We start from the raw sequence: 23551 nt of genomic DNA on the forward strand, positions 1-23551 counted from the left end.
CGGTCCCGCGACCTTCCCTGCTTCCACGCACGGAGATGATCGTCGTATGCATCCGCTCCCGGGCGGTGGTGGTGCATGCGGGTGGTCCCAGGGTGATTGGACGCTGAAGGCCGCGAACGAGGAGGTTTTTCGTCCCAACGGGACCGGAGTAATGAAGCCCGGGGTTGCGAAGCTACCCCGGGTGCACCACCGGGGATTGCCTACGCCGACGGCGTTGTGTGGAAGAGCCCGGAGTGTCCATGTGGCCGACACCTTCCACAACGCCGTTGGCGTAGGAGAGGTGTTGTGACGGTTCCCGGGGTAGCCTCCTGCGTCGGCAACCCCGGGCTTTGTTTCGCAGTCCCGTTGGGACAAAAAAGGCGCGGACCGGAGTCCGCGCCTCGTGATTCAAGTCTTGTATCTTGCGTCTTCCAGTCTTCCGTCTGCCCGCAGGGCTCAGCGACCGATGGAGACGTATTCGAGGCCGGCGGCCTTGACGTCCTTGGGGTCGAGGAGGTTGCGGCCGTCGAAGACGAGCGGGGTGCGGAGGCGCTTCTTGACCTCGTTGAGATCGACCTTCGCGAAGGCGGGCCACTCGGTGGCGATGACCAGGCAGTCGGCGCCGTCGAGGGTGTCGTAGAGGTCGGTGTGGTAGGTGATGTCGCCCTTGAGCTCGCCGAATTTCTTGGCGGTCTCGATCGCTTCCGGGTCGGTGGCGTGGAGGGAGGCACCCTCGGAGAGCATCTTCTGGGCGAGCTTGATGGCCACGGATTCGCGGACGTCGTCGGTGTTCTGCTTGAAGGCGAGGCCCCAGAGGGCGACCTTCTTCTCGCGGAAGACCCAGAGCTTCTCGCGGATCTTGCCGAGGAAGCGGTCGAGCTGGTCGAAGTTGATCTTCTCGACTTCCTTCAGCAGGCCGAAGGGCTGGCCGAGGGTCTCGGAGATGTGGATGAAGGCCTTGATGTCCTTCGGGAAGCAGGAGCCGCCGTAGCCGAGGCCGGCATTCAGGAAGGAGCGGCCGATGCGCTTGTCCATGCCGATGCCTTCGGCGACCTTTTCCACGTCGGCGCCGGAGGCCTCGCAGATGTTCGCCACGGCATTGATGTAGGAGATCTTCAGCGCGAGGAAGGAGTTCGCGGCGTGCTTGATGAGCTCGGCGGAGTTGATGTCGGTGACGAGCACGGGGGCGACGAAGGGCTCGTAGATCTTTTGCATCAGCGCGAGCGCGCGGTCGTCATTCGACCCGATGACCACGCGGTCCGGGTGGAGCAGGTCATCGACGGCGCAGCCTTCGCGGAGGAACTCGGGATTCGACACCACGCCGAATTCCACGCCGGCGGGGGCGTAGCGGCGGACGGTCTGCTCGACCTTGTCGCCGGTCTTCACGGGCACGGTGGACTTGTCCACGATGACGCGGTAGCCGAGCTCCGGGGTGAGGCACTGGGCGATCTCGCGGGCGACCTTTTCGATGAAGGAGAGGTCCACGGAGCCGTCCGGCTGGGGCGGGGTGGGGACGGCGATGAAGATGACGTCGCCATTCTTCACGCCTTCCTCGGTGGAGGTGGTGAATTTCAGGCGGCCGGCGGCCACGTTCTGCTTCACGAGTTCCTCGAGGCCAGGCTCATAGATCGGCACCTGGCCGGAGAGCAGGGTGGCGACTTTCTCGGGATTGTTGTCCACGCAGGTGACTTCGTGGCCGACTTCGGCGAAACAGGTGCCGGATGTAAGACCGACGTAACCGGTCCCGATGATCGTGATCTTCATGTGATAAGAGGAGGGGGGGTGGTGAAAACGCGGCGGTGTCTAGCAGCCCGGACACCCCCGTGCAAGCTCCGCGAAAGCGTTATTCAGGCCACCTGCCTCCAAAAAAGCACCGCCGCGATGCCCAGTCCGATGACCGCCACGATGACCCGCACGGCCACTGCCGGGATGCGCTGGGCGAAGTGGGCACCGAAGAAATACCCGGGGATGGACCCGGCCACGAGCCACCCGGCGAGCCGCCAATCCACGCTGCCGCAGGCGATGAAATAGACGACCGAGGCGGCATTGCAGCACAGGGCGAGCACGGCCTTCAGGGCATTCATGCGGTTCAGGTCGCGCAGGCCCAGCAGGCCGAGGCCGGCCAGCATCATGATGCCGATGCCCGCGCCGAAGTAGCCGCCGTAGATGGCCACGCCGGCCTGGAAGGCCATGCCCCAGGGGCGCGGGCGGTCCGGTTCGGCATCGTGGCTTTCGCCGCGCTTTTTCTTCAGCCAGCGCTGGATCAGCGGGTTCAGGAGGAAGAGCGTGGTGGCCATCAGCAGCAGCCACGGCACCACGGCATCGAAGTAGGTGCTGGGCAGTGCCAGCAACAGCCAGCCGCCCGCGAGCCCGCCGAGCAGGCTGACGGTGCCCAGCGGGATGATCCACGCCCGCACCTCCCGCAGCCGATGGCGAAAGGCCCACACGCTGCCCGGCATGCCGAGGAAGAGCGCCACGGTGGACGTGGTGTTTGCCAGCACCCCGGGCAGGCCCGCGGCCATCAGCGCGGGGAAGGTGAGCATGGTCCCGCCGCCCGCCACGGCATTCATCACCGCCGCGAGAAATCCCGCGGCGAGCACGATCCATTCGGCATGGTCAGGCATGCGGGGAAAGGAGGTGTTTTAAAGGGGGAAGGGAATGGCAAAGTGTGAGGCCGCAGCGCGCCGGGGGTGGTTTGCTGGTGGGGGGCTGCTTATTGGGTGAGTGAAGGTGAGGCGGGTGTGCGGGGTGGAGTGGTTCGGGGGCCGTGGGTAGGGTTTGCCGCCAGATGGCTCCGGCCGCACGCGGAGCGATGCGGACCACGATTGGCACAGCGTCGTAGCGGGTTCACTCAGGTTCTTCATCCCATCCATCCTATCTATCCTGGTCCTGATCCCTTCAGTTCATCTGTGTCCATCCGTGTCCATCCGTGGTTGATGGATGCAGCAGTCGGGATGACTCGGGCGGAATGAATTCCGCGTTCCCAGTGGGAAGGCGGTCGCTGGTGAAGACTCTACTTTTTCCGGCTGCGTCCGCCCTTCGGGTATTTCACCGGGCGGCGCTCGGCGGTGGCGGCGGGGGTGCCGTCCTTCAGCGCCTTGATCTGGTCGCGGAGGTGCGCGGCGCGCTCGAATTCCAGCTTGGCCGATGCTTCCAGCATCTCCTTCTCCAGCTCGGCGATGACCTTCACCTTGTTGTAAACCGCCTCGTCATCGGAGACCATGGAGCGCTCCAGCTTGTCCGCGCTCTCGCGTTGGTTCGAGTAGAGCTGCAGGCTCTCCTGCACGGCGCGCTTCACGCTCTGCGGGGTGATGCCGTGCTTCTCATTGTGCTCCATCTGCCGGCTGCGGCGATACTCGGTCACGTCGATGAGCCGCTGGATGGAGTCCGTCACCTCGTCGCAGAAGAGCACGCAGTGGCCATTCAGGTGACGCGCCGCGCGGCCCGCCGTCTGGATCAGGCTCGTCTCGTTCCGCAGGAAGCCCTCCTTGTCCGCATCCAGGATGCAGACCAGCGAGACCTCCGGCAGGTCGAGTCCCTCCCGCAGCAGATTGATGCCCACGAGGATGTCGAATGCCCCCGCGCGGAGTTGGCGGAGGATCTCCACGCGCTCCACCGTATCGATGTCCGCGTGGATGTAGCGCACCTTCAGGCCGGTGCCTTGCAGATACTCGGATAGATCCTCCGCGGTCTTCTTTGTCAGGGTGGTGACAAGCACGCGCTGGCCCATCTCCACGCGCTGGCGGCAGAGCTCGATGGTCTCGTCGATCTGGTGCTTCAGCGGGCGCATCGATAGCGTGGGATCGAGCAGTCCGGTCGGGCGGATGATCTGCTCCACCACGAGCGGGCGGCCCGGCTTCTCCGGGTCGAAGTCGCCCACCGGCTCCGCGCCGCCGCTCGGCGTGATGCGCAGCTTCTTCAGGTCGATGTGGGTGAAGCCGCGGTCATCGCCGCGTCCCTTCACCGGGATGAAGCGGCGGTTCTCCGGTCGTGAATTCACGATCTCGAATGGCCCCGGCGTCGCGGACACATACACGCGCTGCTTCGTCATGTGCATGAATTCGTCGAAGCGCAGCGGCCTGTTGTCCATCGCGCTCGGCAGGCGGAAGCCATGGTCCACCAGCACCGTCTTCCGGCTCTTGTCGCCCTCGTACATCCCGCCCACCTGCGGGATGGTCACGTGGCTCTCGTCCATCATCAGCAGGTAGTCGTCCGGGAAGAAATCCAGCAGCGTGTGCGGCCGCGATCCCGGCGCGCGTCCCGTGAGGTGACGCGAGTAGTTCTCGATGCCCTGGCAGAAGCCCATCTCCTGCATCATCTCGATGTCGTAGTCCGTGCGCATCCGCAGGCGCTGCGCCTCGATCAGCTTGCCCTCTTGCTCGAACTCGGTGACACGCGCGTCCGCCTCCTTGCGGATCTCCACGATGGCGCGCTTCATCTTGTCCCCCGGCGTCACGAATTGCTTCGCGGGGAAGAAGGTGTGCTTGTCCACACGGTCGATCGTCTTGCCCGTGAGCGTGTCGATGGTGGTGATGCGGTCGATCTCATCGCCGAAGAATTCCACCCGCACCGCCGTCTCGTCGAGGTAGGCCGGGTGGACCTCCACCACGTCCCCGCGCACGCGGAATTTCCCGCGGCCGAAGGCGATGTCATTCCGCTCGAAGAGGATGGCCACCAGCGCCTGCAGGAAATCATCGCGGCGGATCTGCTGGCCCACCCACACCGGCACCATCATGCCCTCGTAGTCGTCCGGCGAGCCCAGGCCGTAGATGCAGGAGACCGAGGCGATGACCACCGTATCCTCGCGGGTCAGCAGCGAGCCCATCGTCGAGAGACGCAGGCGCTCGATCTCGTCATTGATGGACGAGTCTTTCTCAATGTAGGTGTCCGTCCTCGGGATGTAGGCTTCCGGCTGGTAGTAGTCGAAGTAGCTCACGAAGTACTCCACCGCATTGTGCGGGAAGAAGTTCTTGAATTCCGAGTAGAGCTGCGCGGCCAGCGTCTTGTTGTGGCTCATGATGAGCGTCGGCTTGCCGATTTGCTCGATCACGTTTGCCATCGAGAAGGTCTTCCCCGAGCCGGTCACGCCCAGCAGCGTCTGGTGGGTATTGCCCGCGCGGATGGACTTCACGAGCTTCGCGATCGCCTGCGCCTGGTCCCCCTGCGGGGAATACTCACTGGAAAGTTGGAACGCCATCCGGCCCCTCTTCTAGGCGCGGATCGCATCCCCCGCAAGAGGCGCGGCGGGGGACGGCAATTTCCCTCTCGCAAACATGCCTCCATTTCTCATGATGCCCCGATGAAGCGCCGGGGATTCCAAGCTTTCGCGGGAGCGATCTGTAGCCTGCTGCTCGGCAGCGCCGTGGTGAATGCCCACGAGGATCCCCTTGGCGAGATTCATCCGGAGGTGTCCGAAAAGGACGGGAATTTCGCGATCAAATTCCGAGCGTCCATCCCTAATCAAACCCCGGAGGATTGGCTGAATCCGAAATACTTCGGGATGATCTTTTCCCCCCAGGGGAAGCTGCTGGCTCCCCGGCATGCCATACCTACCTCGCCGCCGGATAAGGAGCACTCCGATCCGGAGTCGCCATCCAAGGAAAGCCTTCGGGTGGGGGAATTGACAGGGACTTTCACCAAGGATCCATCAGGGAAGCCCGGCTACGCCATCGAGTCTCCGGACGGATCTACCCGGCGTGTGAAGCTGCTCTGGCCGGATGGCGTAAAGCTTGTTCACTTGGAAAGCTCCATCCCGACGAAGGAGGGAATCGCGGTCATCGGAAAGGAGGACCTGGAGATCCTGAAGGTCTATTGGTTCCCCCTGGAGGAAGGCGTCAAGCCGACCATCCTCACCATCGGGGTCACGGAATGCATCTATGATTTCCCCGTGGCTTCCAATCCCGTCTTCGCCGGTGGGCGGCTCTGGGTAGCCTACATGCGCCCGGAGATGGCGGGGGCGGGGGATGACAAGAAGAAGGTGACGAAGCTGCGGCTGTGGTCATGGAAACCCGGGGAAAAGGACGCCCGCGATGAGGAACTCGACTCCCCCGGGGACTGGAATACCAGCCTTTCCCTCTGCGCCATCGGTGACCGGCTTTGCCTTGCCTACCATTGCGTGAACTACTCGAAATGGAAGAGCGAGGAATCGAGGATCGTCACTGTCTTCCGTGAGGCGAAGTAAGAAGCTCGGCTGGGAACTATCCCGTAATCTACATCACCAGGCCGCCGCCCCGATTATTCGTAGTCGTGGTGGTGACACCACGCGAGGCCGCGGGTGAAATAGTCGGGTTTGGCGGTCCGGGTAAGGTTGGCGGTCCGCGTGAGGTCAGCATTCTGGGTGAAGTTGGCAGTCCGGGTGAGTTTGCAGCCCGGGGTGGCCTCCACCTCGATCCTCTTCGTCCCGGCAGGGACGGTGGAGATTAGCCGGTGGCGTGAGCCACCGGGATGCATCCGGCGAAAGATGGCCGCCCCGGCAGGGTCGGCGGAGGGGTGCGCGACACCTGCGATCCACCCATCATCTGCCATCTGCCGCCCCTGCCGGGGCTTGCATATTTTTCGGGCGATAAACCGGTGGCTCACGCCACCGGCTAATCTCCGGTGCCCCTACCGGGGCAAAAGACCAAAGCCCCGGTAAGGAGCCGAGCCGCAGCAGGGACAACGCAGCAGGGGCAAAAGACCAGAGCCCCGACAAGCAACCGAGCCGAGGTAGGGGCAAAAGACCGCGGGAGGGAGAAAAGACCGTGGCCCCGGCAAACTACCTCCTCTCCCGCCGGCTGAAGAATTCCTCCTGTGAAGGGCTTGCCCGGGCTGCCGGGATTCGCCTACCTACCGGCCATGGAAATCATTCGCGCAGGGGTTGCCGGGGCAGGATCGATGGGGCGGAATCACGCCCGCGTTTACAGCCTCATCCCCGGCGCGAAGCTCTGCGCCATCTACGATGCGGATGCCGGGCGCGCGCAGGCCATCGCGGATGAATTCGGCACCGTGGCCGTTTCTTCGCTGGAGGAGCTGGCCGAGCGCGCGGACGCCATCAGCGTGGCGGTCCCCACCATCGCCCACCGCGAGGTCGGCTGCCGGCTCATGGACCTGGGCGCGCACGTGCTGATGGAAAAGCCCATCGCCCCGTCCGTGGATGACGCGCAGGCGCTCGTCGAGGCGTCGAAGCGCACCGGCCGCATCCTCCAGGTCGGCCACATCGAGCGCTTCAATCCCGTGCTCCGCCAGCTCGAGCAACGCCTCACGCATCCGAAATTCATCGAGGCGCACCGCCTTTCCCCCTTCCCGAACCGCAGCATCGACATCGGCGTGGTGCTCGACCTCATGATCCACGACATCGAGGTCATCCTGCATCTTGTCCGCTCGCCCGTCGTCAGCATCGATGCCGTGGGCGTGCCCGTCCTCATGAAGTCCGAGGACATCGCGAATGCCCGCATCCGCTTTGAAAACGGCTGCGTGGCGAACGTCACCGCCAGCCGCATCAGCCCGGAAAAGATGCGGAAGATCCGCGTCTTCCAGTCCGACTGCTACCTCTCGCTCGACTACCAGGAGCAGGCCGGCCAGATCCACTGGAAGGAAGGCATGGGCATCCAGCGCGCCGAGGTGGAAGTCGAGAAGGACGAGCCGCTGAAGCTCGAGCTCGCCGCCTTCATTGCCAGCGTCGCCACCGGCCAGGACGCCGCCGTCACCGGCCAGCAAGGCACCGCCGCGCTGGAGCTGGCGCTGGAGATCACGAGGCTGATCCACGCTTGAGAGGGAGGCGCACGGGACCACGATGGCACCGGGTCTCCGTCGGCTAGGAGGGTGGCTTCGGGCCGGTCTAATGACCGGCGCTCCCAGGCTGCCGCAGGCGGAGCGCTGGCTTCAGCCGGCTTGGACAGATCGGCGAATCATGGGCAAAGCCGCTCTCCCCGCAGGCTCCCTGGGAGCGCGTGCCACCGGCTCGCTTGGAAAGACCGGCGAAGCTACCAGCAAAGCTCGCTCCACCGCCCCCCACTGGGAACGCGGAATTCATTCCGCCCGAGTCACCCCGCTGCTGCCGTATTCGTCAAACACGGACGAAGAAGGGGATGATGAAGCAACGCCCCAAGCACGGATGAAAGCTGACACACCAACGTCGGCCTTCGGGAAAGATACTCGCCGGCTAAAGCCAGCGCTCCGCCTGCGGCGCCTGGGAGGTGAGTGGTCAGGCGGACAGTAGGGATCGCTTCGCCGATCTTTCCAAGCGGGCCAGTGGCTGCGCGCTCCCAGGGCGCACAAGCAGCGGCGGAGCCGGGAGCGCTGGTTTCAGCCGGCGGGTATTCCTGATCAGCGGTGCGCCAGCGGGCAGAGGCCGTAGAGCGTGGGCTGGCCGGTGAGAGCGGCGGCACAGATTGCCGCGGCTTCATTCGCCGCCTGCAGGCCGTAGGAATAGGGGCGTAGGCCATTGATGTCCGGCAGCGCGATGTCGTGGATCACGCGGTCCGCGGTGCCGGATTCATTCACCAGGCGGTACTCACGGTCGTAGGCGAGTCCGCCCAGCTCCAGCGCGGGGCCGGAGGCGGTGTCGGTCACCTTTGCCTCGTCATCCATCTCTCCGGCGCGCCGCGGATCGCGGAAGCGCACCGTGGCCGGGGTGGCGATGCCTTCGCCGAAGATCGAGGGGAAAGGATGCTTCCCGGGCGCGGAGGGCTTCTGGCCGGAGGACTCGATGAAGATGCGGAATTCCTCCGTGCGTGTCTTCCCGTCCTCGCCATCCACCTCCACGCGCGTGCAGCCGTCGCCCGGCTCGTGATCGTGCACCTCGGCCATGCCCGCGACGACGTGGACGATGCCTGCCGCGCGCAGTGCCAGCAGCTTCCGCGCAGAGTCCGCGGGCATGGCGGCCACCACGCTCATGACGAAGGGCAGGATGTCCGCCTTCAAACGGGCATGATCTTCCGCGGGCAGCAGCTCGGCGTGGAAATTCAGCGTGTAGAAGAGATCGTCCAGATACTCCTTCCAATGCGTCGGCGTGCCTTCGCGCGTGAGCTTCTCCGCGATGGCCAGCTCGCCCGCCATGCCCTCGAAAGGATCGTCGTAGTCATGCTCGGCGGAAAGCGTCTCCACCAGATCGGCCAGCGTGAAATCCTCGGACTCCAGCCGCGACGCGATGTCCGCGCGGCCATCCAGCGTGAAGCCCTCGATCAGCACCGGGCGGCAGACCTCGTCGAAGTAGCTCGCGAGCGAAATGAAGCCCGCGGCATCCACCAGCTCCGCCAGCCGCTCGCGCGTCGTGTGCCGGTAGATCTTCCGCATCGGCTCCGTTTGCTCGAAGAGCAGGTGAGGGAGCTGGCCATCCGCCGAGTGGAGGATGAGGCGAAAGCCCTCCGCCTCCGGGTGCAGCGTGTAGGTGAGCTTGCCATCGTCATCGTGATGGAATGCGCCGTGATGATGCGCGAGCGTCGTGACCACGTCGAAGGCACTGAGCGACGCGCCCAGCACGCCGACGTCGAAGGTGTAGTATTCGCCCTCCGCCGGCAGGATCTTCGCGATCGGCCACGGCGAGGTGAAATAGCCATCCTCCGTGCGATCGCGCGAGGGCCACTGGTGCCCCGTCGCGATGACCAGCGAGTGAAAGGAGAAGTGCTCGCCGCTTTCCAATGTCACCACGGCTACGTGGCCGCGCGGGTGGCTCTTCACGTCGGTCACGCTCGTATTCACGCGCTCCTCCACCTCCACGCCGCACTCGTGGAGACGGCGCAGGATGAGCAGATACTGGCTGCGGAAATACGCACCCAGCGCGAGCCGCGGATAGATGGCGGACTCGCTGATCTCCTCCCGCCGGATGCCCCACCACTCGAGTTGCTCGTCCTCCGCACCGCAGAGCCACGTGGCCAGCGACTCCATCAGCGGCGGGATCTCCGCGGAGGAGATATTCGAAAGATGATGCCGGTCCGTGGTGGACTCGCTGTAGGGCATCCCCGTGCCCGCCACCGCCGACTTCTCGAAGATCGTGATGCGCGCGGGCCGCGACGATGGCGGTGCATCGAGCAGATGACGCAGCAGGAAGATCGCCGATGGCCCGCTGCCGACGATGCCGAGCGAGCCTGACGAGGGAGACGCGTCTCCGGGAGGGTGGTGAGACATGGCAGGGGATGGTTCTTTTCTAACAGGATCTAACAGGTTCGTCAGATCTCGTTCGATCCGCCGCCGGAGCCAGCTTCTCCCTTGGGTCCTTCGGGGTCGTGCTGCTTCTCCAGTTCGGAATTCAACGGATCGCCCGCGGCCTTTCCGCCGAGCGCACCGAGGCCCGCGCCGACCAGCGCTCCGATGGCCATGCCGCCGACTCCCGCGAAGCCTCCGGCCGCTGCGCCCACCGCCGCCCCGGCGATCCCGCCGACGGACGTGCCCACGGCACCGCCGAGTCCCTGGCTTCTCACCACATGGCTCGTGCCGTGGTCGTTTGCCTCGGGGTGCTCGGTCGGTGTTTCGGTGGGGTCCTGGCCTTCCTGATTGTCCTGGTAGTGGATCATGGTGCCATCCCCATGCGCAGGACGCATGCCCGCGGTGCCAAGACGCGCTGAACCCTTGAAAACAAGCCTTTCCCCGTCATCCGCTGCCGCCTCACGATGGAAATGCGCAAGCCCCGCAGATGCGATTTGCACCGGTGCGGGGCTGCGTGATTCCGGCAAGTTCAGAGGCCGTCGCTGATCTTGAAGAAGCCCTTCCCGGCGGAGAGATTGGTGATCGTGAAGGTCGCCGCGGCTCCGGTGCCATTCAGCGTCTGGATCGGCTGGAAGGGCGAGACGAGATCCGGCGAATGGAGCAGCGTGTATTTCACGCCCGCCTTCCCCTGGAAGCCCAGCACCAGGTGGCCCGCCGCATTCCGCGTGGTCGTCACGCGCAGGTCCAGCGGTGCCGCGGTCGGCTGGTAGGGATCGGTCCTCAGGGCCAGCGCCCGGATGGGCAGCGTGATCGGCGTGAGCGTGGTCGTCCGCGCGCTCGCCGTGACCGTCGTGGCCTGCGGGGTGATCACCAGCGCCTGCGAGGTGAGCTCAGGCGTCTTGAAATTCACCGTCACCGCCGAGTAGTCCGGGCAAGCGGCCACCACCGACAGGTAGGTGGGATAGTAGCCGATGACACGCAGGCCATCGCCGAATTCCGAGGACAGCGTGCCCGTCGTGTCCCGCATGGAAAGCCGCGCGCCGCCGCTGAAGGTGTCGTTCCGCACGAAGGCCTGCACCGGGGATGCGCCCGCGGGCACCTTTACCACCAGCGAGCGCGTCTTCAGCGAGTCGTCATAGACATCGAAGTAGGCGGCATCCGCCTGCACCGCGATCATCGTCGCGTAGCTGCCCGCGCCCTCGTTCACCGGCGGGCGATACTCCGCGGAGACTTGCCCGGTGGCATTGCTCACCCGTGCCACCACCGGCTGGATGGACGGTGGATTCAGCCCCTCGATGTCATTGCCTGTCAGCCACACGCTGGCGGAGTCCGGCGAGTAGGCATTCACCATGAGACTCGCACCGGCGATGGTGGTGGACCACGCCTTCGTGCCGTCCGGGGCGAACTTGATCAGGTGCGTCTTTTGATCATACGCGAAGGTCTCCATGTTCAGCGCGCTCTCCACCAGCGTGAAGATGAAGGAGCCGTCCGGCGCGGGCATCATCGCCGGGCTCGCGCTGATCGTATTGAAGGGCGGGGACGATGCGGCCCAGGTGAAGGTCCGCGACCAGCTCACCGCGCCATTGGAGTCGAGCTTCACCACCAGATACGTGTGCGCGGCACCAGCCGGTGACATCTCCACCGTGAGGTAGTGGCCTGAGCCATCCTGCAGGCTGGTGAACATCGCGGTCTGCGGATCGGTCTGCCCCTCCGCCACCTGCGGCAGCAGCAGCGGGCTGGAGTAGGTCCTGCTGATCGCCAGGGTGCCCGAGGCATTGAAAGAGACGAGGCCGAGGGTCGTGCCCTGGTCCATGAGTTGCATGATCTTGTCCCCCGGGGCCAGCGTGGCGAGCACGTCGTCGGTGTTCGCGGTGTGGCTGAATTCCACGGCGAAGTCCTTTGCGAGCGTGCTGCCATTTCCCACGCCCACGCGGGTCTTGCCGCCCGGCACATTGTAGATGGCGAAGTATTTCGCGGGATTCGAGCGCAGCGGGCCGGCGATGGTCGGGTAGTAGCCCGCCAGCGGGCCGGTCTCCAGGTAGGCCGACCACTTGTGTGCGGCATTTTGATCATAGTAGCCGAAGCCCGTGACGGGATACGTCGCCTGGCCGTTCGGGAAATTCATCTGCGAGAAGAAGACCGCGCCCGGAAGGCCCGGGTCGGTGGACATGCTGGCATAGGTGAAGGCGGGCAACGCAGGGTCATTCTGCCGGATGACATGGCCGAAGGGCTGGATGCCATGGCTCGCGGCCGTGAGGGACATGAGCGTGGTGAAGGCGATGCGACCGAGCGGGCGGGGGCGGGAAGATGACATGGACATGACGGCCGCTGGTGTATCTCGATCCGCGGAATTTGATATGGGTCGAAAGGTGCACCCCATTCCGGTGTCATCGGATGGCAATGGCTATGCGCTCGAGGTGGCACAAGGCCTCCGTCCCTTCTCCCATCAAGGCCTACGCGATCAAGGGGGTGTCGGAAACTTGACCATCGCGGTGTGTGAACAATCCTCCGCCGCATGAAGTTCATCCTTACTTTCGCGGCCATCTTCGGGCTTTGCCACGCGGCCTCCGCAGCAGTGGTCGTCACCATCGATATCTCCAGTCCCGGAGCCGTGGTAATCACCACCGTCGGCGCCGGATCTTCCTCGACGGGGGACCTCACGGTGAATTTCGCCGGCGGGATCTCGTTCCTCGGCTTCTTCACGGATAACGAACTGATCACGGCGGAAGAGCCCGCTCTCATCTCCGGGAACTGGCGGGCAAGCGGCACGAGCACCAGCTACAATGAGATGGTGACCTTCGAGTATGGCAGCCCGGATGTCGTTCCCGGTGTGGATCTCAGCATCTACAATCTCGGCGCGGTCCTCTCCGACGACCAGAATTTCGTGCTCGGGCAGCAGGCATTTTTCGGAAGCTCCGTCGTGGACTTCTCGTCCCTCACCCACCTTCCTGCCGTCGGAACCACCGGCAACGTGATGCTCGGCTACAGATCGTCCCATGGAGGCGTCATCGGCCAGTGGGAGGTGATCCCGGAGCCGACCACGGCGCTCCTGGGCCTTCTGGGCATGGGTGCCTTCGCCGCCCGCCGTCGCCGCTGATCACGGCCATGACCACGTCGCCTGTCTGCTAGTGTGGCAGGCGATCTCGTTCCGCAAAGGTTGCCGGAGGCGGAGCGCTGGCTTTAGCCGGTGAGTATCCTTCGGCAAGGCCGGCCTTCACCAAGACCGGTCTCCGCAAGTATCGACGTCAGCGCACAGCAAACATGCGCGCGTCGGTGAATCGTCACCTCACCATCCCTTCTTCATCTGTGTCGATCCGTGTTCATCCGTGGTTGATGAAAACGGCAGTTGGAGCGACCCGGGCGGAATGAATTCCGCGTTCCCAGTGGGCGTAAAGATCGCGATTTACTCGATTTGCCGGAGGCGGAGCACTGGCTTTAGCCGGCGAGTATCCTTCGGCAAGGCTGGCCTTTACCAAGCCGGCCTCCACTACTACCGACGTTAGCGCACATCAAACATGCGCGCTTCGGTGAAGCGTCGCCTCACCATCCCTTCTTCATCTGTGTCGATCCGTGTTCATCCGTGGTTGATGAAAGCGGCAGTGAGAGCGACCCGGGCGGAATGAATTCCGCGTTCCCAGTGGGCGATTCCCAGTGGGCGGTTCCCGATGGTGGGTGATGCGGGCTTCTCACGGAGACGTGTTGGAGCTTCTTCGGAGAAATGCGGAGCGCAGGGTGAGGCGGGCCGGTCTGATGACCGGCGCTCCCAGGGTGGCGTTCTCAAGCAAGCATTACTCGCGGATGCGGTAGAAGTGCTTTCCGGCGGTGGCGTTCTGGTCGGTGTAGGTGGTCTCGCCGGCCATGCCTTGCACTTGCCCGAGGTCCTCCCATTCATCGAGATCTTGCGAGCGCTCCACCCGGTAGAGCTGGCCTGCCGCGGAGGCCCAGGTGAGCGTGAAGGTGGAGGCCATCGCATCGCGACTGAAGGACACGATCCGCGGTGCGGGATACTCCAGCGTGATGCCGAGCGGCGCGTGCATCTCTAGCCCGTAAACGACGCCACCAACCGGATTGAGATCGATGCCGTTCGCGGTGAGGTCTTCCAGCGTGCCGTTGAAGTTCCAATACGCCACCAGCCCCGGCTCGTTGCCCTGCAGGCCGTTCGCCAGGCTGCCGCGGATCTCCTCCACGGTGCGCGCGGCATTCCAGATGCGGATCTCGTCGAGGTAGCCGTGGTAGTAGCCCGCGCCAAAGGCGTCGCTGAGCTTCCGCCCGATCATGTGGTTCGCATCGGTCACGCTGACAGGCGCGGCGGGTGTCGCCGTGCCGATCGCGGTGCCATTCAGATACGTCACCACCTTCGTGCCATCGTAGGTCACGGCGAAGTGATGCCAGCCGTCGGAATTCGGCCCGCCCTCGTCGAGCGCGAAGGGCAGTCCGGTCTCGATGACGCTGTCGTCTCCCCAGAAGTAGTGCCGTACCACCGAGGACCCCGCGAGGCGGAAGCCGTTCGCCTGGCGCGTCGCCTCATTTCCCCAGAAGACGAATGTGCTGCCACCGAGCGGCTCCGCATTGATCGTCTCCGGATTCGCCCACAGCTCCACGGTGAAGGGCTCGTTGCCCGACGGGATGACCCCGGCCGCCGGGGCGAAGGTGAGATGGCTTTTTCCATCCAGCCGGATCGAGCCATTGCCGGTGAAGTTCGGGTGGCTCGCGTCATCGAGCGGATCGGTCGAGGCCGCCACTTCGTCGCCATCGGAGTAGAGATCGCCATCCGTGTCCACCATCAGCGGATTGGTCTGGTGGACATTCACCTCCGCGCCATCGCTGAGGCCGTCGCCGTCGGTGTCCGGATTCTGGCTGTCGGTGCCGAGCAGGCTTTCCTGTTCATCGCTGAGGCCGTCGCCATCGGAGTCGGCACCCGGTTGGAAGACGGACAGCTCGTCGAAGGGCGCGAACTGGCTGTTGGTGCCATTCCCGCCGAAACGCACCCAGATCTCCGTGCCATCCGGCAGACCTGTGAGATCCACCGTGCCGCTATGGTAGCCCACGCTGCCGATGCCCGCGGGGATGACCGAGAAGGTGCTGCCGAGCTGCACGATGCCGGGCGCCGAGCGGATGTCCACGCCATCCCCCGGGAAGAAGGTCTCGTCGGCGGTGAAGAATTCCAGGTCCGCGCCGGTCGAGGCATTCCCGTCCGTGAAGATGCCCTGATAAAAGCGGAAGCCGAGCTCCGGCGCGCGCGACGCATCGTAGGTGCCGATGGACTGGTAGATCCATCCGGTGCCGCGCAGCGCGAGATGCCGGCTCGGCGAGTAGCCGTTGCCGCTGTCCGCCTGGATCGCGTTGAAGGGATTCACCCACTCGGTGTAGCTGGCACCGCCGGTGCTCGATTCATACCACGCCGTCACGTCCTGGTTCTGCCCGGTCTGGCCATCCTCGAAGCTCCCGCCGATGACCTGCGGGGCGGCGAATGCGGGGAGACTTGCAGTGAGCGATATGACGAACGAGAGGACTTGGGGTTTTCTCATGATGGATCTGGTTTCATCATGACGATTTCATCCGCGGCCCGCGGGCGACCACCCGATTTCAGGTCGCAGAATCCCGATTTCCGATCACGTCCGGGAGGCTGACCGAAAACGCCGCCTCATCGACCGAAAATGCCGTGGCACCCCCGCGGGTGGAAGGGGCACAACCAACGGCGGACGCTGGCAAAAGCCCGGCCGCCGACAAAACCCACCACCGCCAAACCCATGAAAACCTCCCTCCTTCTCATCGCTGCCGCCATGGCCTCGCTGCCCGCCGCCCGGGCCGCGCTCACCGTCACCGCGGGTGACTTCGATGACGGCCTGACCGGCCAGCAGTTGAATGTGGCCGGCTGGTTCGACAGCTCCGTCGGCGGCTTCGTCGAGTGGAACAATGCGGCGGAGTCCATCCAGAGCGATCCCGCGAATGGCTACGTACAGAGCCGCCATCTCGCGATGCGCGGCGATGGCTATGTCTATCAATCGCTCGGCACCTATCAAAGCTCCGCCGGCACCGCCGCGCAGTGGCAGGTCTATCAGGGTGTCTTCGCGGACAACAATGCCTCGGCCGGCTTCACGATTTCCTTCTACGCCGGAGCCTTCCCGGGGGCTTCCGAGGGCGTGGACATCGCCGGTGCGGGCCTCGCCATGATCGGCTCCGCATCCAGCCTGAGCCCGCTGGGAAATCCCACATCGCTCGCATCCGCGGGCTACCGCAGCGGCTCGCTGGATCTCTCGGCGCTCGCCGAGGGCACCGAGGTCTGGGTGGCCATCCGCGGCACCGGTGGCGGTGGTGCCTTCGCGCCGCTGGACAATTTCTCGGTGACGCAGATCCCGGAGCCATCCGTCGCATTGCTCGGGCTGTTGGGTGTGGCCGGATTGCTCGTGCGGAAGCGTCGCTGAGGCGTCCGCCGCATTCCTGATGGATTGTCACGCCGCAAGCCACCTGCCACCGTCGAGGACACGGAAAACCCTCACCCTCATTTTCACCCCGACCACGAGACCATGAATCTGGAAGACGCGCTGCGGAAGATCGACGAGGGCAGACTGAATGAAGAGGCCGCCTCGGGACTTCGCGACTGGGTGCTGGATGAGCCGGACGCGCTCGCCCGCCTCGCCGCCGCGCCCGCCCTGCTCACCGGTCTGCCCGCGGGGGGCTCGCCACGCGAGGCCCAGCCCCGGCCATTCCTCTCGCGGGGAAGGCTGGGTGCGCTCGGTGTGGTGCTCGTCGCGGGGCTGGGCGGTGTGCTCACCTGGCAGGCGCTGCGCCCCGGTGCGGCCGCGCCACCGGCATCCGTCGCGGCATTCGTCACGGTCTATGAATCCCGCGCCGAGGGTGGCTTCAAGGTCGGGCAAATGGTCCCGCGCGGTCGCTACGACCTGCGGCCCGAGGACGAGATCGCCATGGTTTTCAGCTCCGGTGCCCGCGTGGAAATCAAGGGCCCCGGTGCCTTCGAGATCCTCGACGAGCGGAAGATGTTCATGCACGAGGGCCTGCTGAAGGCGCGCGTCGATGGCCGCCTCGGTCCCTTCCAGGTGGAGACGCCGGAGGGCCGCGTGATCGATCTCGGCACGGAGTTCACCGTGGCCCGCCCGCGCAATGGCTCGACCGAGGTTTACGTGAACGAGGGCTCCGTGCGCGTCGAGGCAGGCGGGAAGGATCGCCTGCTTTTCGAGAATGAGGCCGCCACCGTCGCGTCCGGTGAGATGGCCGCGGAGGACTTCCTGAAGCATCGCTTCGACACGCCGCTCGACCTTCACGAGATCGCCAGTGCGAATGCCCGCGCCTCGGCGGAGCCCTCGACCGCGCCGCCATCGTGGATGGACACGTGGGATCTCGCGACGGCCAAGCCGGGCGACAGCACGCCCGCGGAGTCCGGTGCCTTCAGGCTGCGCGGCGGCATTGTCACCGATGGCCTCACCTATCAATCCGGCGGCTACACGCTGCGCACCACGCCGCACGCGATCATGACCGGATCGACGGTCGGTGACTTCGAGTGCCTCATCCAGATGCGGGACCGCCGCGACACCGGCACGGAGAGCAGCTACGTCAGCTTCCTCATGCGGCTGCCCGATCCCGACCATGGCATCGAGACCGCCTATGCCGGACTGTCGTTTCTAACAGAAAGCCGCTGGGAGCATTTCTTCGTCGGCGATGGATGGTTCAAGTCCGGGCTCTGCATCCACGAGGGGACCACCGTGCCCGGGAAGTCCCGCGAAATGGAGACGCCGCTCGGCATCCCGCTCGGAAAGGAGACGGTGCTCGTCGTCCTGCGCATCGACCGCCTGAAAAAGGTGACCGACGTCTGGATCGATCCTCCGCTCGGCCTCGCGGAACCGCCCGCGAATGCCGATGCGCGTTGGCAGGATGTGCCGAAGTTCGACCTGCTGGGACTGCGCTCCGGGCACTACGTCCATGAGGGCGGCTACGTCTGCATCTTCGATGAATTCCGCATGGGCTCGGACTGGCGCACGGTCCTGCCGCTCGAGCCCGCGAAGTGATGCCCGCCTTCCTTTCATGAAGCGGATCACCGTCATCCTGTCCGACGCGGACGAGCGCACCATCCTGCGGATGAAGGGCGTCGGCGACTTCTTCCTCGGGGCCGCCGGATACCAGGTGGACTATCGCATGGCAGACAGCTCGCCCCCGCTCGCAGGCGAGACGGACGGCATGATCTTCCTCGGTCGCCCGTGTGGTGCGCCACCGCCGGGAGTCCCTGTCGTCGGCGTGGGGGAGGAATTCCACGCGCGTGAGGTGGCGGTGTGCCGTATCCGCGAGGACGCGGGCGCCGCGGGCATGGCGGCGGGTGATCTGTTGGCACGACAAGGCGTCGCCCGCGCGGTGATGATTTCCTCCGGCAGGGCAGGGGACCTCGCGATGTGGAAAAGCTTCCAACGGGCCATCGCACGATGGGACCTGCCGTGCCATCACCATGAACTCTCCGATCCCGCGCGCGGTCTGCCCGGGCAGGTGCGGGACCTTCTCATGTCAGGCCGCTGCGGCGTGCTGCTGACCTCTCCGCTGCTCGCCCTGCCGCTGCACGAGGTGAGGCTCGCGGCGAAAGGATCGCTGTGGATGACCGGCAGCGATGCCCCGGGCATGGCCGCCGCGCTGGAGCTGACCTCCGGCATCGAGTCCTCGCGCCGCATGGGCTGGCTGGCCGCTGCATGCCTGGTGAAGGCGATGCGGGGCGATGCCGTGCCGCCGCTGCTGGAGGTGCCGCCGCACGGCATCGCCCACCGCCGCAGCACCTATCCCTTCGCCGGGTCCGGATGCGCGGAGGTGGAGCGCGCGCTCGCCTTCATCCGGGATGCCGCGGAGCGCGACATCGGCGTGGACGACGTCGCGCGCGCGTCCGGCGTCTCGCGCTCCGTGCTCCAGCGCCGCGTGAAGGAGACGCTGCATGTCTCGGTGCTGCACCTCATCCAGTGGCACCGCATCGAGCGGGTGAAAACCTGCCTCTCCGACCGCAGCCTCGGCATGGAACAGATCTCGGAACTCACGGGCTTCTCCTCCTCCGCGCACATGACGGAGGTCTTCAAGAAGTGGACCGGCAATACACCCACCGAATTCAGAAACCAGCTCAAGGCCCGCCCATGACTTTCCTCCGCGCCACCCTTCGCACCCGCTTTCTCGCCGCGGCATCGTGCCTGCTTTCCGCCGGTGCTTCCCTCACGTCTGCCGCCGGGCCGGTGCCTGCCGTCGAGCGCCTGCGACACCATGTCGAGCAGTTCAATGGGCGGGACACGGACCTCTATCCGCAGTCGATCCCGAATGCGCAGGCCTACGATTTCCTGAAGGAAAACATCCCGCTCTTCGACGCGCCGGACGAGGACTTCGTGCGGACCTACTACTTCCGCTGGTGGGTCTATCGGAAGCACGTGAAGGCCACGCCGGAGGGGCGCGTGATCACCGAGTTCCTCCCGCCCGTGCCCTGGGCCGGGAAGCACAATACGATCTCCTGCGCGCTGGGCCACCACCTCATGGAGGGCCGCTGGCTGCGCGACCGCGGCATCATGCGCGAGAATCTGCAGTTCTGGCTCGGCAAGACGGATGGCGGGCACTTGCGGCGCTACAGCACCTGGCTCGGCACCGGGCTGTGGGAGCTGCACGAGGTGCATCCCGACGAGGCTTTCCTGAAGGACTTGCTGCCGTCGCTGGTCGCGAATTACGAGGGCTGGGAGGCGACGCATCTCTGCGCCGACGGCCTCTTCCAGCAGACTGACAATGCGGACGGCATGGAGGTGTCCATCGGCGGCTCGGGCCGACGCCCGACGATCAACAGCTACCTCTACGGGGATGCGCGCGTGATCGCGAAGATCGCACGCCTCGCGCGGAATTCCTCGCTCGCCGGGAAGTACGACCGGAAGGCAGACGACCTCCGCAAGCGCGTGCTGGCCACGATGTGGGATGACGATGCGGGCTTCTTCCGCGTGCTGCCGGGCAGCGAGGGGGAGAAGCGCGCGGACGTCTCCGAGCTGCTGGGCTACACGCCGTGGCTCACCGGGCTGGCGGATACCGGCGAGCGCCACTCGCGCGCGTGGCGGCTGCTCACGGACTCGAAGGGCTTCCTCGCTCCCTACGGCCTCACCACCGCGGAGCAGTCGCACCCGCAGTTCGCCATCAGCGGCACCGGCCACGAGTGCCAGTGGAATGGCCCGAGCTGGCCCTACCTCACCTCCGCCACGCTGAAGTCGCTCGCCAATGTCCTCCACGCAGGCGGGAAGCAACCGCTCACCCGCGGCGACTACTTCAAGCTGCTGGCCAACTACACCCGCTCGCAAAGGCTGACAGCGGCAGACGGCACCGTGCTTCCCTGGATCGATGAGAACCAGGATCCGTACAGCGGCGAATGGCTCGCCCGCAAGCTGCTCATCGAGCGCCACTCGCCGATCCGCGAGCGTGGGAAGGATTACAACCACTCGTCGTATTGCGATCTCATCCTCTCTGGCCTCGTCGGCATCCGGCCCGCCGTGGGGAACAAGCTGGAGATCGACCCGCTACTGCCGCCCGGACGCTGGCGCTACTTCAGCGTGGAGCGCGTGCGCTATCATGACCGCGAGGTGTCCGTGGTGTGGGATGAGGACGGCCTGCGCTACGGACGCGGGAAGGGCCTGCGCCTCATCGTGGATGGCAAGGTCATCGCCTCTCGCCCCGACCTTGGAAAGCTCTCCGCCGTCCTGCCTGCCCGATGAATGCCTTCTCCCTCCGCGCCGTCCTGTTAGGCTCTCTTTTCGCCGCCTCCGCATCGGGCGCGCCGCTGATCCTCGATCCCGCACAGGTCGATGCCCACCTCGATGTCTTCCGCGAGGAGGACCGGTGGTATTTCAATGTCGCGACGGACGCCGCGGTCTCGCAGGTGAACCACGGCACCTACGGCGGCCAGTGGGTGAAGAATGCCGCTGCGGCGGACTACCTGCGCACCAGGATCCCGCTGCTGGACGTGCCCGATGCCGCGCTGGAGAAGACCTGGTACTACCGCTGGTGGGCCTTCCGGAAGCACATCAAGAACATCGGCACGCCGGTCGCTCCGGACTTCATCATCACCGAGTACATCGACCCGGTGCCATGGGCGGACTCCACGAATGCGATCGTGGCTCCGGTGGGCCACCAGCTCTACGAGGCGCGCTGGCTGGATGACCCGCAGGTCAGCCGCGACTACATCCGCTACTGGATGACCCACGCCGCGGCGAATCCCCGGCGCTACAGCGCGTGGCTGGCGGACGCCACGCTGGCCCGCCACCTCGTCATGCCGGATGACGCGCTGGTCACCGAGATGGTCTCGTCTCCAACGAACCGCCTCACCCTTGACTCGAATTGGCAGGGCTGGGTGCTGAAGGACTCGCGGCCCGGCGGGGAGACCCAGCAGGCGAGCTACGATGCCGCCGACCGGCTCTTTTGGCAGAATGACGACCGCGACGCGATGGAGGTGAGCTATGGCGGCAGCGGCAAGCGCCCCTCGATCAACAGCTACCTCTACGGCGACGCGCGCGCCACGGCGGAGATGTATCGCATCGCCGCCCGCCATCAGCCGGCGCAGGCCGCGACGCACCTCGCCTCCGCCACCCGCTACGACGGCCTCGCCGAGGATCTCCGCGAGGCCGTGCAGACGCGGCTGTGGGATGAGAGTGACGAGTTCTTCAAGACCGGCTACGGCTCCGGCGGGAATGACGGCCCGTCCTCCTCCGCGGACTCCGGCACGCCGCGCCACACCTGGTGGGCACCGGATCACCTCGGCACCAGCGAGTGGGTGCAGTATGACTTCGCCAGTCCCGTGACCGTGGATCGCTGCGAGGTCTATTTCTACGATGACCGGCCCCATGGCGGCACCCGCGTGCCCGGCTCATGGGAGCTCCAGTACTGGAATGGTACGGCGTGGCAACCGTGCGTCCGCAAGCCGGGGCAGACCTATGCGGTGGAGCGCGATGTCTACAATGGCGTCGCCATCGAGCCCGTGACCACCTCGCGGCTACGGCTGGCCGCGTCGTTGCAGCCGGGCTTTTCCGCGGGCACGCTGGAGTGGCGCGTCTTCTCGACCGGCGGTGCGAATGTCTCCCTCGCCGCCACGCCGTCCGCCTCCTACACGGACATCTACGGCGGCACCGTGGCCGCGCTCAATGACGAGGGCCGCTACCCGGTGCAGGATCGCCGCGAGCAAATCGGATTCACCCCGTGGTATTTCGGCCTGCCGGAGAAGGACGCCGCCGTGGACTACGACCGTGCGTGGTCGCACCTCTGGAGATTCACCACGAGCCACGGCCTCACCAGCGGGGCCACGGATGAGGCGGGCTACCAGACCGGGCAGCTCGGAAGCTGCTGCCAGTGGAATGGCCCGGTCTGGCCCTTCGCCACCACCATCACGCTGAAGGCGATGGCGCGGCTGCTCCACGAGCACCAGCAGCCCTACGTGACGCGTGGCAATTACCTCGATCAACTGAAGACCTACTCGGACAGCCACCGCTTCACCCTCACGCGCGGCTCTGAGACGCGCACGCTGTCTTGGATCGATGAGTCGATGACCTCCGCCGGACCGGGTGGCGGGCTGTGGACGCACATCGGCGGCAATGGCGTGCAGCCCGGCAATGCCCCGCGCGGATTTTCCTACAATCACTCGGGCTTCGCCGACCTCGTGATCACCGGCCTCATCGGTCTGAAGCCGCGTGCCGATGACATCGTGGAAGTCGCCCCGCTGGTGCCGCTGGATGCAGGCGGCGGCTACGTGTGGGACCACTTCTGCCTCGACCAGGTCGCCTACCGCGGCCACCAGCTCACGATCCTCTACGACAAGACCGGCCTGCACTATGGCGCGGGCCAGGGGCTCCACGTCTTCGCCGATGGCATCCGCATCGCATCGTCACCGTCCGCCGGTGCCGTGCAGGGCGTGCTGCCAGATGCCATCCAGCGATGGGCCGCGCCTTTCTTCCCCGGCCATCCGGACCAGCAGCAACTCGCCGCGGACGCCGACCCCGATGGCGATGGCTCGGACAACCTGCTCGAGTATCTCTCCGCCACCGATCCCTCGTCGTCATCCTCCATCCCGTCCACGCGCGTGTGGATCGCCCCGGTGGACGGCCAGCCGGTTGATTCCGCGAAGCATCTCCACGTCGAAGCGATCGTCCGCGAGACGCCCCAGAACATCACCCTGCAGCCGCAGCTCTCCGCCAGCCTCGCGGATTGGGAAACCGGGAGCTTGTCCGTCGTCGAACTCCCCGCCATTCCCCGCGGCGATGGCACCGTCCTCCGCCGCTTCCGCAGCGCCGACCCCGTATCGTCCGTGGATGCCGCCTTCTTCAGATTTCGCGCCACCTTGCCTGTCGCGGAATGATCGGGCGGCAAGGAATCTGCAATGTCCGGGCTTGCGATCCGCACCCTCTCGTCATCCGGTGGCCGACTCGATGCACGCTGCCGTTTTGTTAGACTATCCCGC

Annotated in this window: 15 protein-coding genes; 8 read left to right on the forward strand and 7 right to left on the reverse strand. The window is 65.6% G+C overall.

Translation table 11 applies throughout. The features are described 5' to 3' along the window. Positions 1-435: 435 nt before the first annotated feature. From OKA04_RS12045 to OKA04_RS12055, 3 genes are all read right to left on the reverse strand, one after another. The gene (locus tag OKA04_RS12045) at positions 436-1743 is read right to left on the reverse strand and encodes a UDP-glucose dehydrogenase family protein (protein WP_264501417.1); all 1308 of its coding nucleotides are present in this window, start codon (positions 1741-1743) and stop codon (positions 436-438) included. 83 nt (positions 1744-1826) lie between these two features. Continuing rightward, positions 1827-2603: a sulfite exporter TauE/SafE family protein gene (locus tag OKA04_RS12050; protein WP_264501418.1), complete on the reverse strand. Its 777-nt coding sequence runs from the start codon at positions 2601-2603 to the stop codon at positions 1827-1829. A gap of 389 nt (positions 2604-2992) precedes the next feature. Beyond that, entirely contained in the window at positions 2993-5176 is a 2184-nt protein-coding gene (locus tag OKA04_RS12055) for an excinuclease ABC subunit UvrB (RefSeq protein WP_319800612.1), read from the reverse strand. Positions 5177-5278: 102 nt separating this feature from the next. On the opposite strand from OKA04_RS12055, the gene OKA04_RS12060 reads away from it, so the two are divergent. After that, on the forward strand, positions 5279-6160 hold the full coding sequence (locus tag OKA04_RS12060; RefSeq protein WP_264501419.1) for a hypothetical protein: 882 nt from the start codon (positions 5279-5281) through the stop codon (positions 6158-6160). A 653-nt stretch (positions 6161-6813) separates the two neighbouring features. After that, a complete protein-coding gene (locus tag OKA04_RS12065; protein WP_264501420.1) occupies positions 6814-7728 on the forward strand; it encodes a Gfo/Idh/MocA family protein in 915 nt (304 codons plus the stop codon). A 555-nt stretch (positions 7729-8283) separates the two neighbouring features. On the opposite strand, the gene OKA04_RS12070 is transcribed toward OKA04_RS12065, so the two are convergent. The 3 genes from OKA04_RS12070 to OKA04_RS12080 all read right to left on the reverse strand — a co-directional run bounded on the left by OKA04_RS12070 (position 8284) and on the right by OKA04_RS12080 (position 12415). Then, positions 8284-10083: an FAD/NAD(P)-binding protein gene (locus tag OKA04_RS12070; protein ID WP_264501421.1), complete on the reverse strand. Its 1800-nt coding sequence runs from the start codon at positions 10081-10083 to the stop codon at positions 8284-8286. A gap of 41 nt (positions 10084-10124) precedes the next feature. Further along, positions 10125-10496: a hypothetical protein gene (locus tag OKA04_RS12075; protein WP_264501422.1), complete on the reverse strand. Its 372-nt coding sequence runs from the start codon at positions 10494-10496 to the stop codon at positions 10125-10127. A 134-nt stretch (positions 10497-10630) separates the two neighbouring features. Next, positions 10631-12415, reverse strand: coding sequence for a hypothetical protein (locus OKA04_RS12080; protein ID WP_264501423.1), 1785 nt, complete (start codon positions 12413-12415; stop codon positions 10631-10633). Between the two features lie 201 nt (positions 12416-12616). Here OKA04_RS12080 and OKA04_RS12085 point away from each other — a divergent pair, with 201 nt between their 5' ends. Further along, positions 12617-13198 (forward strand): PEP-CTERM sorting domain-containing protein, encoded by a 582-nt coding sequence (locus tag OKA04_RS12085; RefSeq protein ID WP_264501424.1) that lies wholly within the window; start codon positions 12617-12619, stop codon positions 13196-13198. Positions 13199-13889: 691 nt separating this feature from the next. Here the strand turns inward: OKA04_RS12085 and OKA04_RS12090 are convergent. Beyond that, positions 13890-15629 carry a LamG domain-containing protein gene (locus tag OKA04_RS12090; RefSeq protein ID WP_264501425.1) on the reverse strand — a complete coding sequence of 580 codons (1740 nt, stop codon included), beginning with the start codon at positions 15627-15629 and terminating at the stop codon, positions 13890-13892. A 222-nt stretch (positions 15630-15851) separates the two neighbouring features. Between OKA04_RS12090 and OKA04_RS12095 the strand changes: the two genes are divergently transcribed. From OKA04_RS12095 to OKA04_RS12115, 5 genes are all read left to right on the forward strand, one after another. Beyond that, the gene (locus OKA04_RS12095; RefSeq protein ID WP_264501426.1) at positions 15852-16526 is read left to right on the forward strand and encodes a hypothetical protein; all 675 of its coding nucleotides are present in this window, start codon (positions 15852-15854) and stop codon (positions 16524-16526) included. 102 nt (positions 16527-16628) lie between these two features. Further along, positions 16629-18125 (forward strand): FecR domain-containing protein, encoded by a 1497-nt coding sequence (locus OKA04_RS12100; RefSeq protein ID WP_264501427.1) that lies wholly within the window; start codon positions 16629-16631, stop codon positions 18123-18125. A gap of 16 nt (positions 18126-18141) precedes the next feature. Further along, the gene (locus OKA04_RS12105) at positions 18142-19224 is read left to right on the forward strand and encodes a helix-turn-helix transcriptional regulator (RefSeq protein ID WP_264501428.1); all 1083 of its coding nucleotides are present in this window, start codon (positions 18142-18144) and stop codon (positions 19222-19224) included. Next, positions 19221-20819: an MGH1-like glycoside hydrolase domain-containing protein gene (locus OKA04_RS12110; RefSeq protein ID WP_264501429.1), complete on the forward strand. Its 1599-nt coding sequence runs from the start codon at positions 19221-19223 to the stop codon at positions 20817-20819. The genes OKA04_RS12105 and OKA04_RS12110 overlap by 4 nt, the downstream gene beginning before the upstream one ends. Continuing rightward, the gene (locus tag OKA04_RS12115; RefSeq protein ID WP_264501430.1) at positions 20816-23449 is read left to right on the forward strand and encodes an MGH1-like glycoside hydrolase domain-containing protein; all 2634 of its coding nucleotides are present in this window, start codon (positions 20816-20818) and stop codon (positions 23447-23449) included. Before OKA04_RS12110 ends, OKA04_RS12115 begins: the two co-directional genes overlap by 4 nt. The last annotated feature ends 102 nt before the right edge of the window (positions 23450-23551 follow it).

The organism is Luteolibacter flavescens, from assembly GCF_025950085.1.
Lineage (GTDB): Bacteria > Verrucomicrobiota > Verrucomicrobiia > Verrucomicrobiales > Akkermansiaceae > Haloferula > Haloferula flavescens.

Excerpts from the sequence above, each read along its gene's own strand:
- OKA04_RS12105 (WP_264501428.1), top strand. The coding sequence starts at position 18,142 with ATGAAGCGGATCACCGTCATCCTGTCCGACGCGGACGAGCGCACCATC.
- OKA04_RS12090 (WP_264501425.1), bottom strand. The coding sequence starts at position 15,629 with ATGAGAAAACCCCAAGTCCTCTCGTTCGTCATATCGCTCACTGCAAGT.
- OKA04_RS12045 (WP_264501417.1), bottom strand. The coding sequence starts at position 1,743 with ATGAAGATCACGATCATCGGGACCGGTTACGTCGGTCTTACATCCGGC.
- OKA04_RS12075 (WP_264501422.1), bottom strand. The coding sequence starts at position 10,496 with ATGCGTCCTGCGCATGGGGATGGCACCATGATCCACTACCAGGACAAT.
- OKA04_RS12115 (WP_264501430.1), top strand. The coding sequence starts at position 20,816 with ATGAATGCCTTCTCCCTCCGCGCCGTCCTGTTAGGCTCTCTTTTCGCC.
- OKA04_RS12065 (WP_264501420.1), top strand. The coding sequence starts at position 6,814 with ATGGAAATCATTCGCGCAGGGGTTGCCGGGGCAGGATCGATGGGGCGG.
- OKA04_RS12070 (WP_264501421.1), bottom strand. The coding sequence starts at position 10,083 with ATGTCTCACCACCCTCCCGGAGACGCGTCTCCCTCGTCAGGCTCGCTC.
- OKA04_RS12080 (WP_264501423.1), bottom strand. The coding sequence starts at position 12,415 with ATGTCATCTTCCCGCCCCCGCCCGCTCGGTCGCATCGCCTTCACCACG.
- OKA04_RS12050 (WP_264501418.1), bottom strand. The coding sequence starts at position 2,603 with ATGCCTGACCATGCCGAATGGATCGTGCTCGCCGCGGGATTTCTCGCG.
- OKA04_RS12110 (WP_264501429.1), top strand. The coding sequence starts at position 19,221 with ATGACTTTCCTCCGCGCCACCCTTCGCACCCGCTTTCTCGCCGCGGCA.
- OKA04_RS12095 (WP_264501426.1), top strand. The coding sequence starts at position 15,852 with ATGAAAACCTCCCTCCTTCTCATCGCTGCCGCCATGGCCTCGCTGCCC.
- OKA04_RS12085 (WP_264501424.1), top strand. The coding sequence starts at position 12,617 with ATGAAGTTCATCCTTACTTTCGCGGCCATCTTCGGGCTTTGCCACGCG.
- OKA04_RS12100 (WP_264501427.1), top strand. The coding sequence starts at position 16,629 with ATGAATCTGGAAGACGCGCTGCGGAAGATCGACGAGGGCAGACTGAAT.
- OKA04_RS12060 (WP_264501419.1), top strand. The coding sequence starts at position 5,279 with ATGAAGCGCCGGGGATTCCAAGCTTTCGCGGGAGCGATCTGTAGCCTG.
- OKA04_RS12055 (WP_319800612.1), bottom strand. The coding sequence starts at position 5,176 with ATGGCGTTCCAACTTTCCAGTGAGTATTCCCCGCAGGGGGACCAGGCG.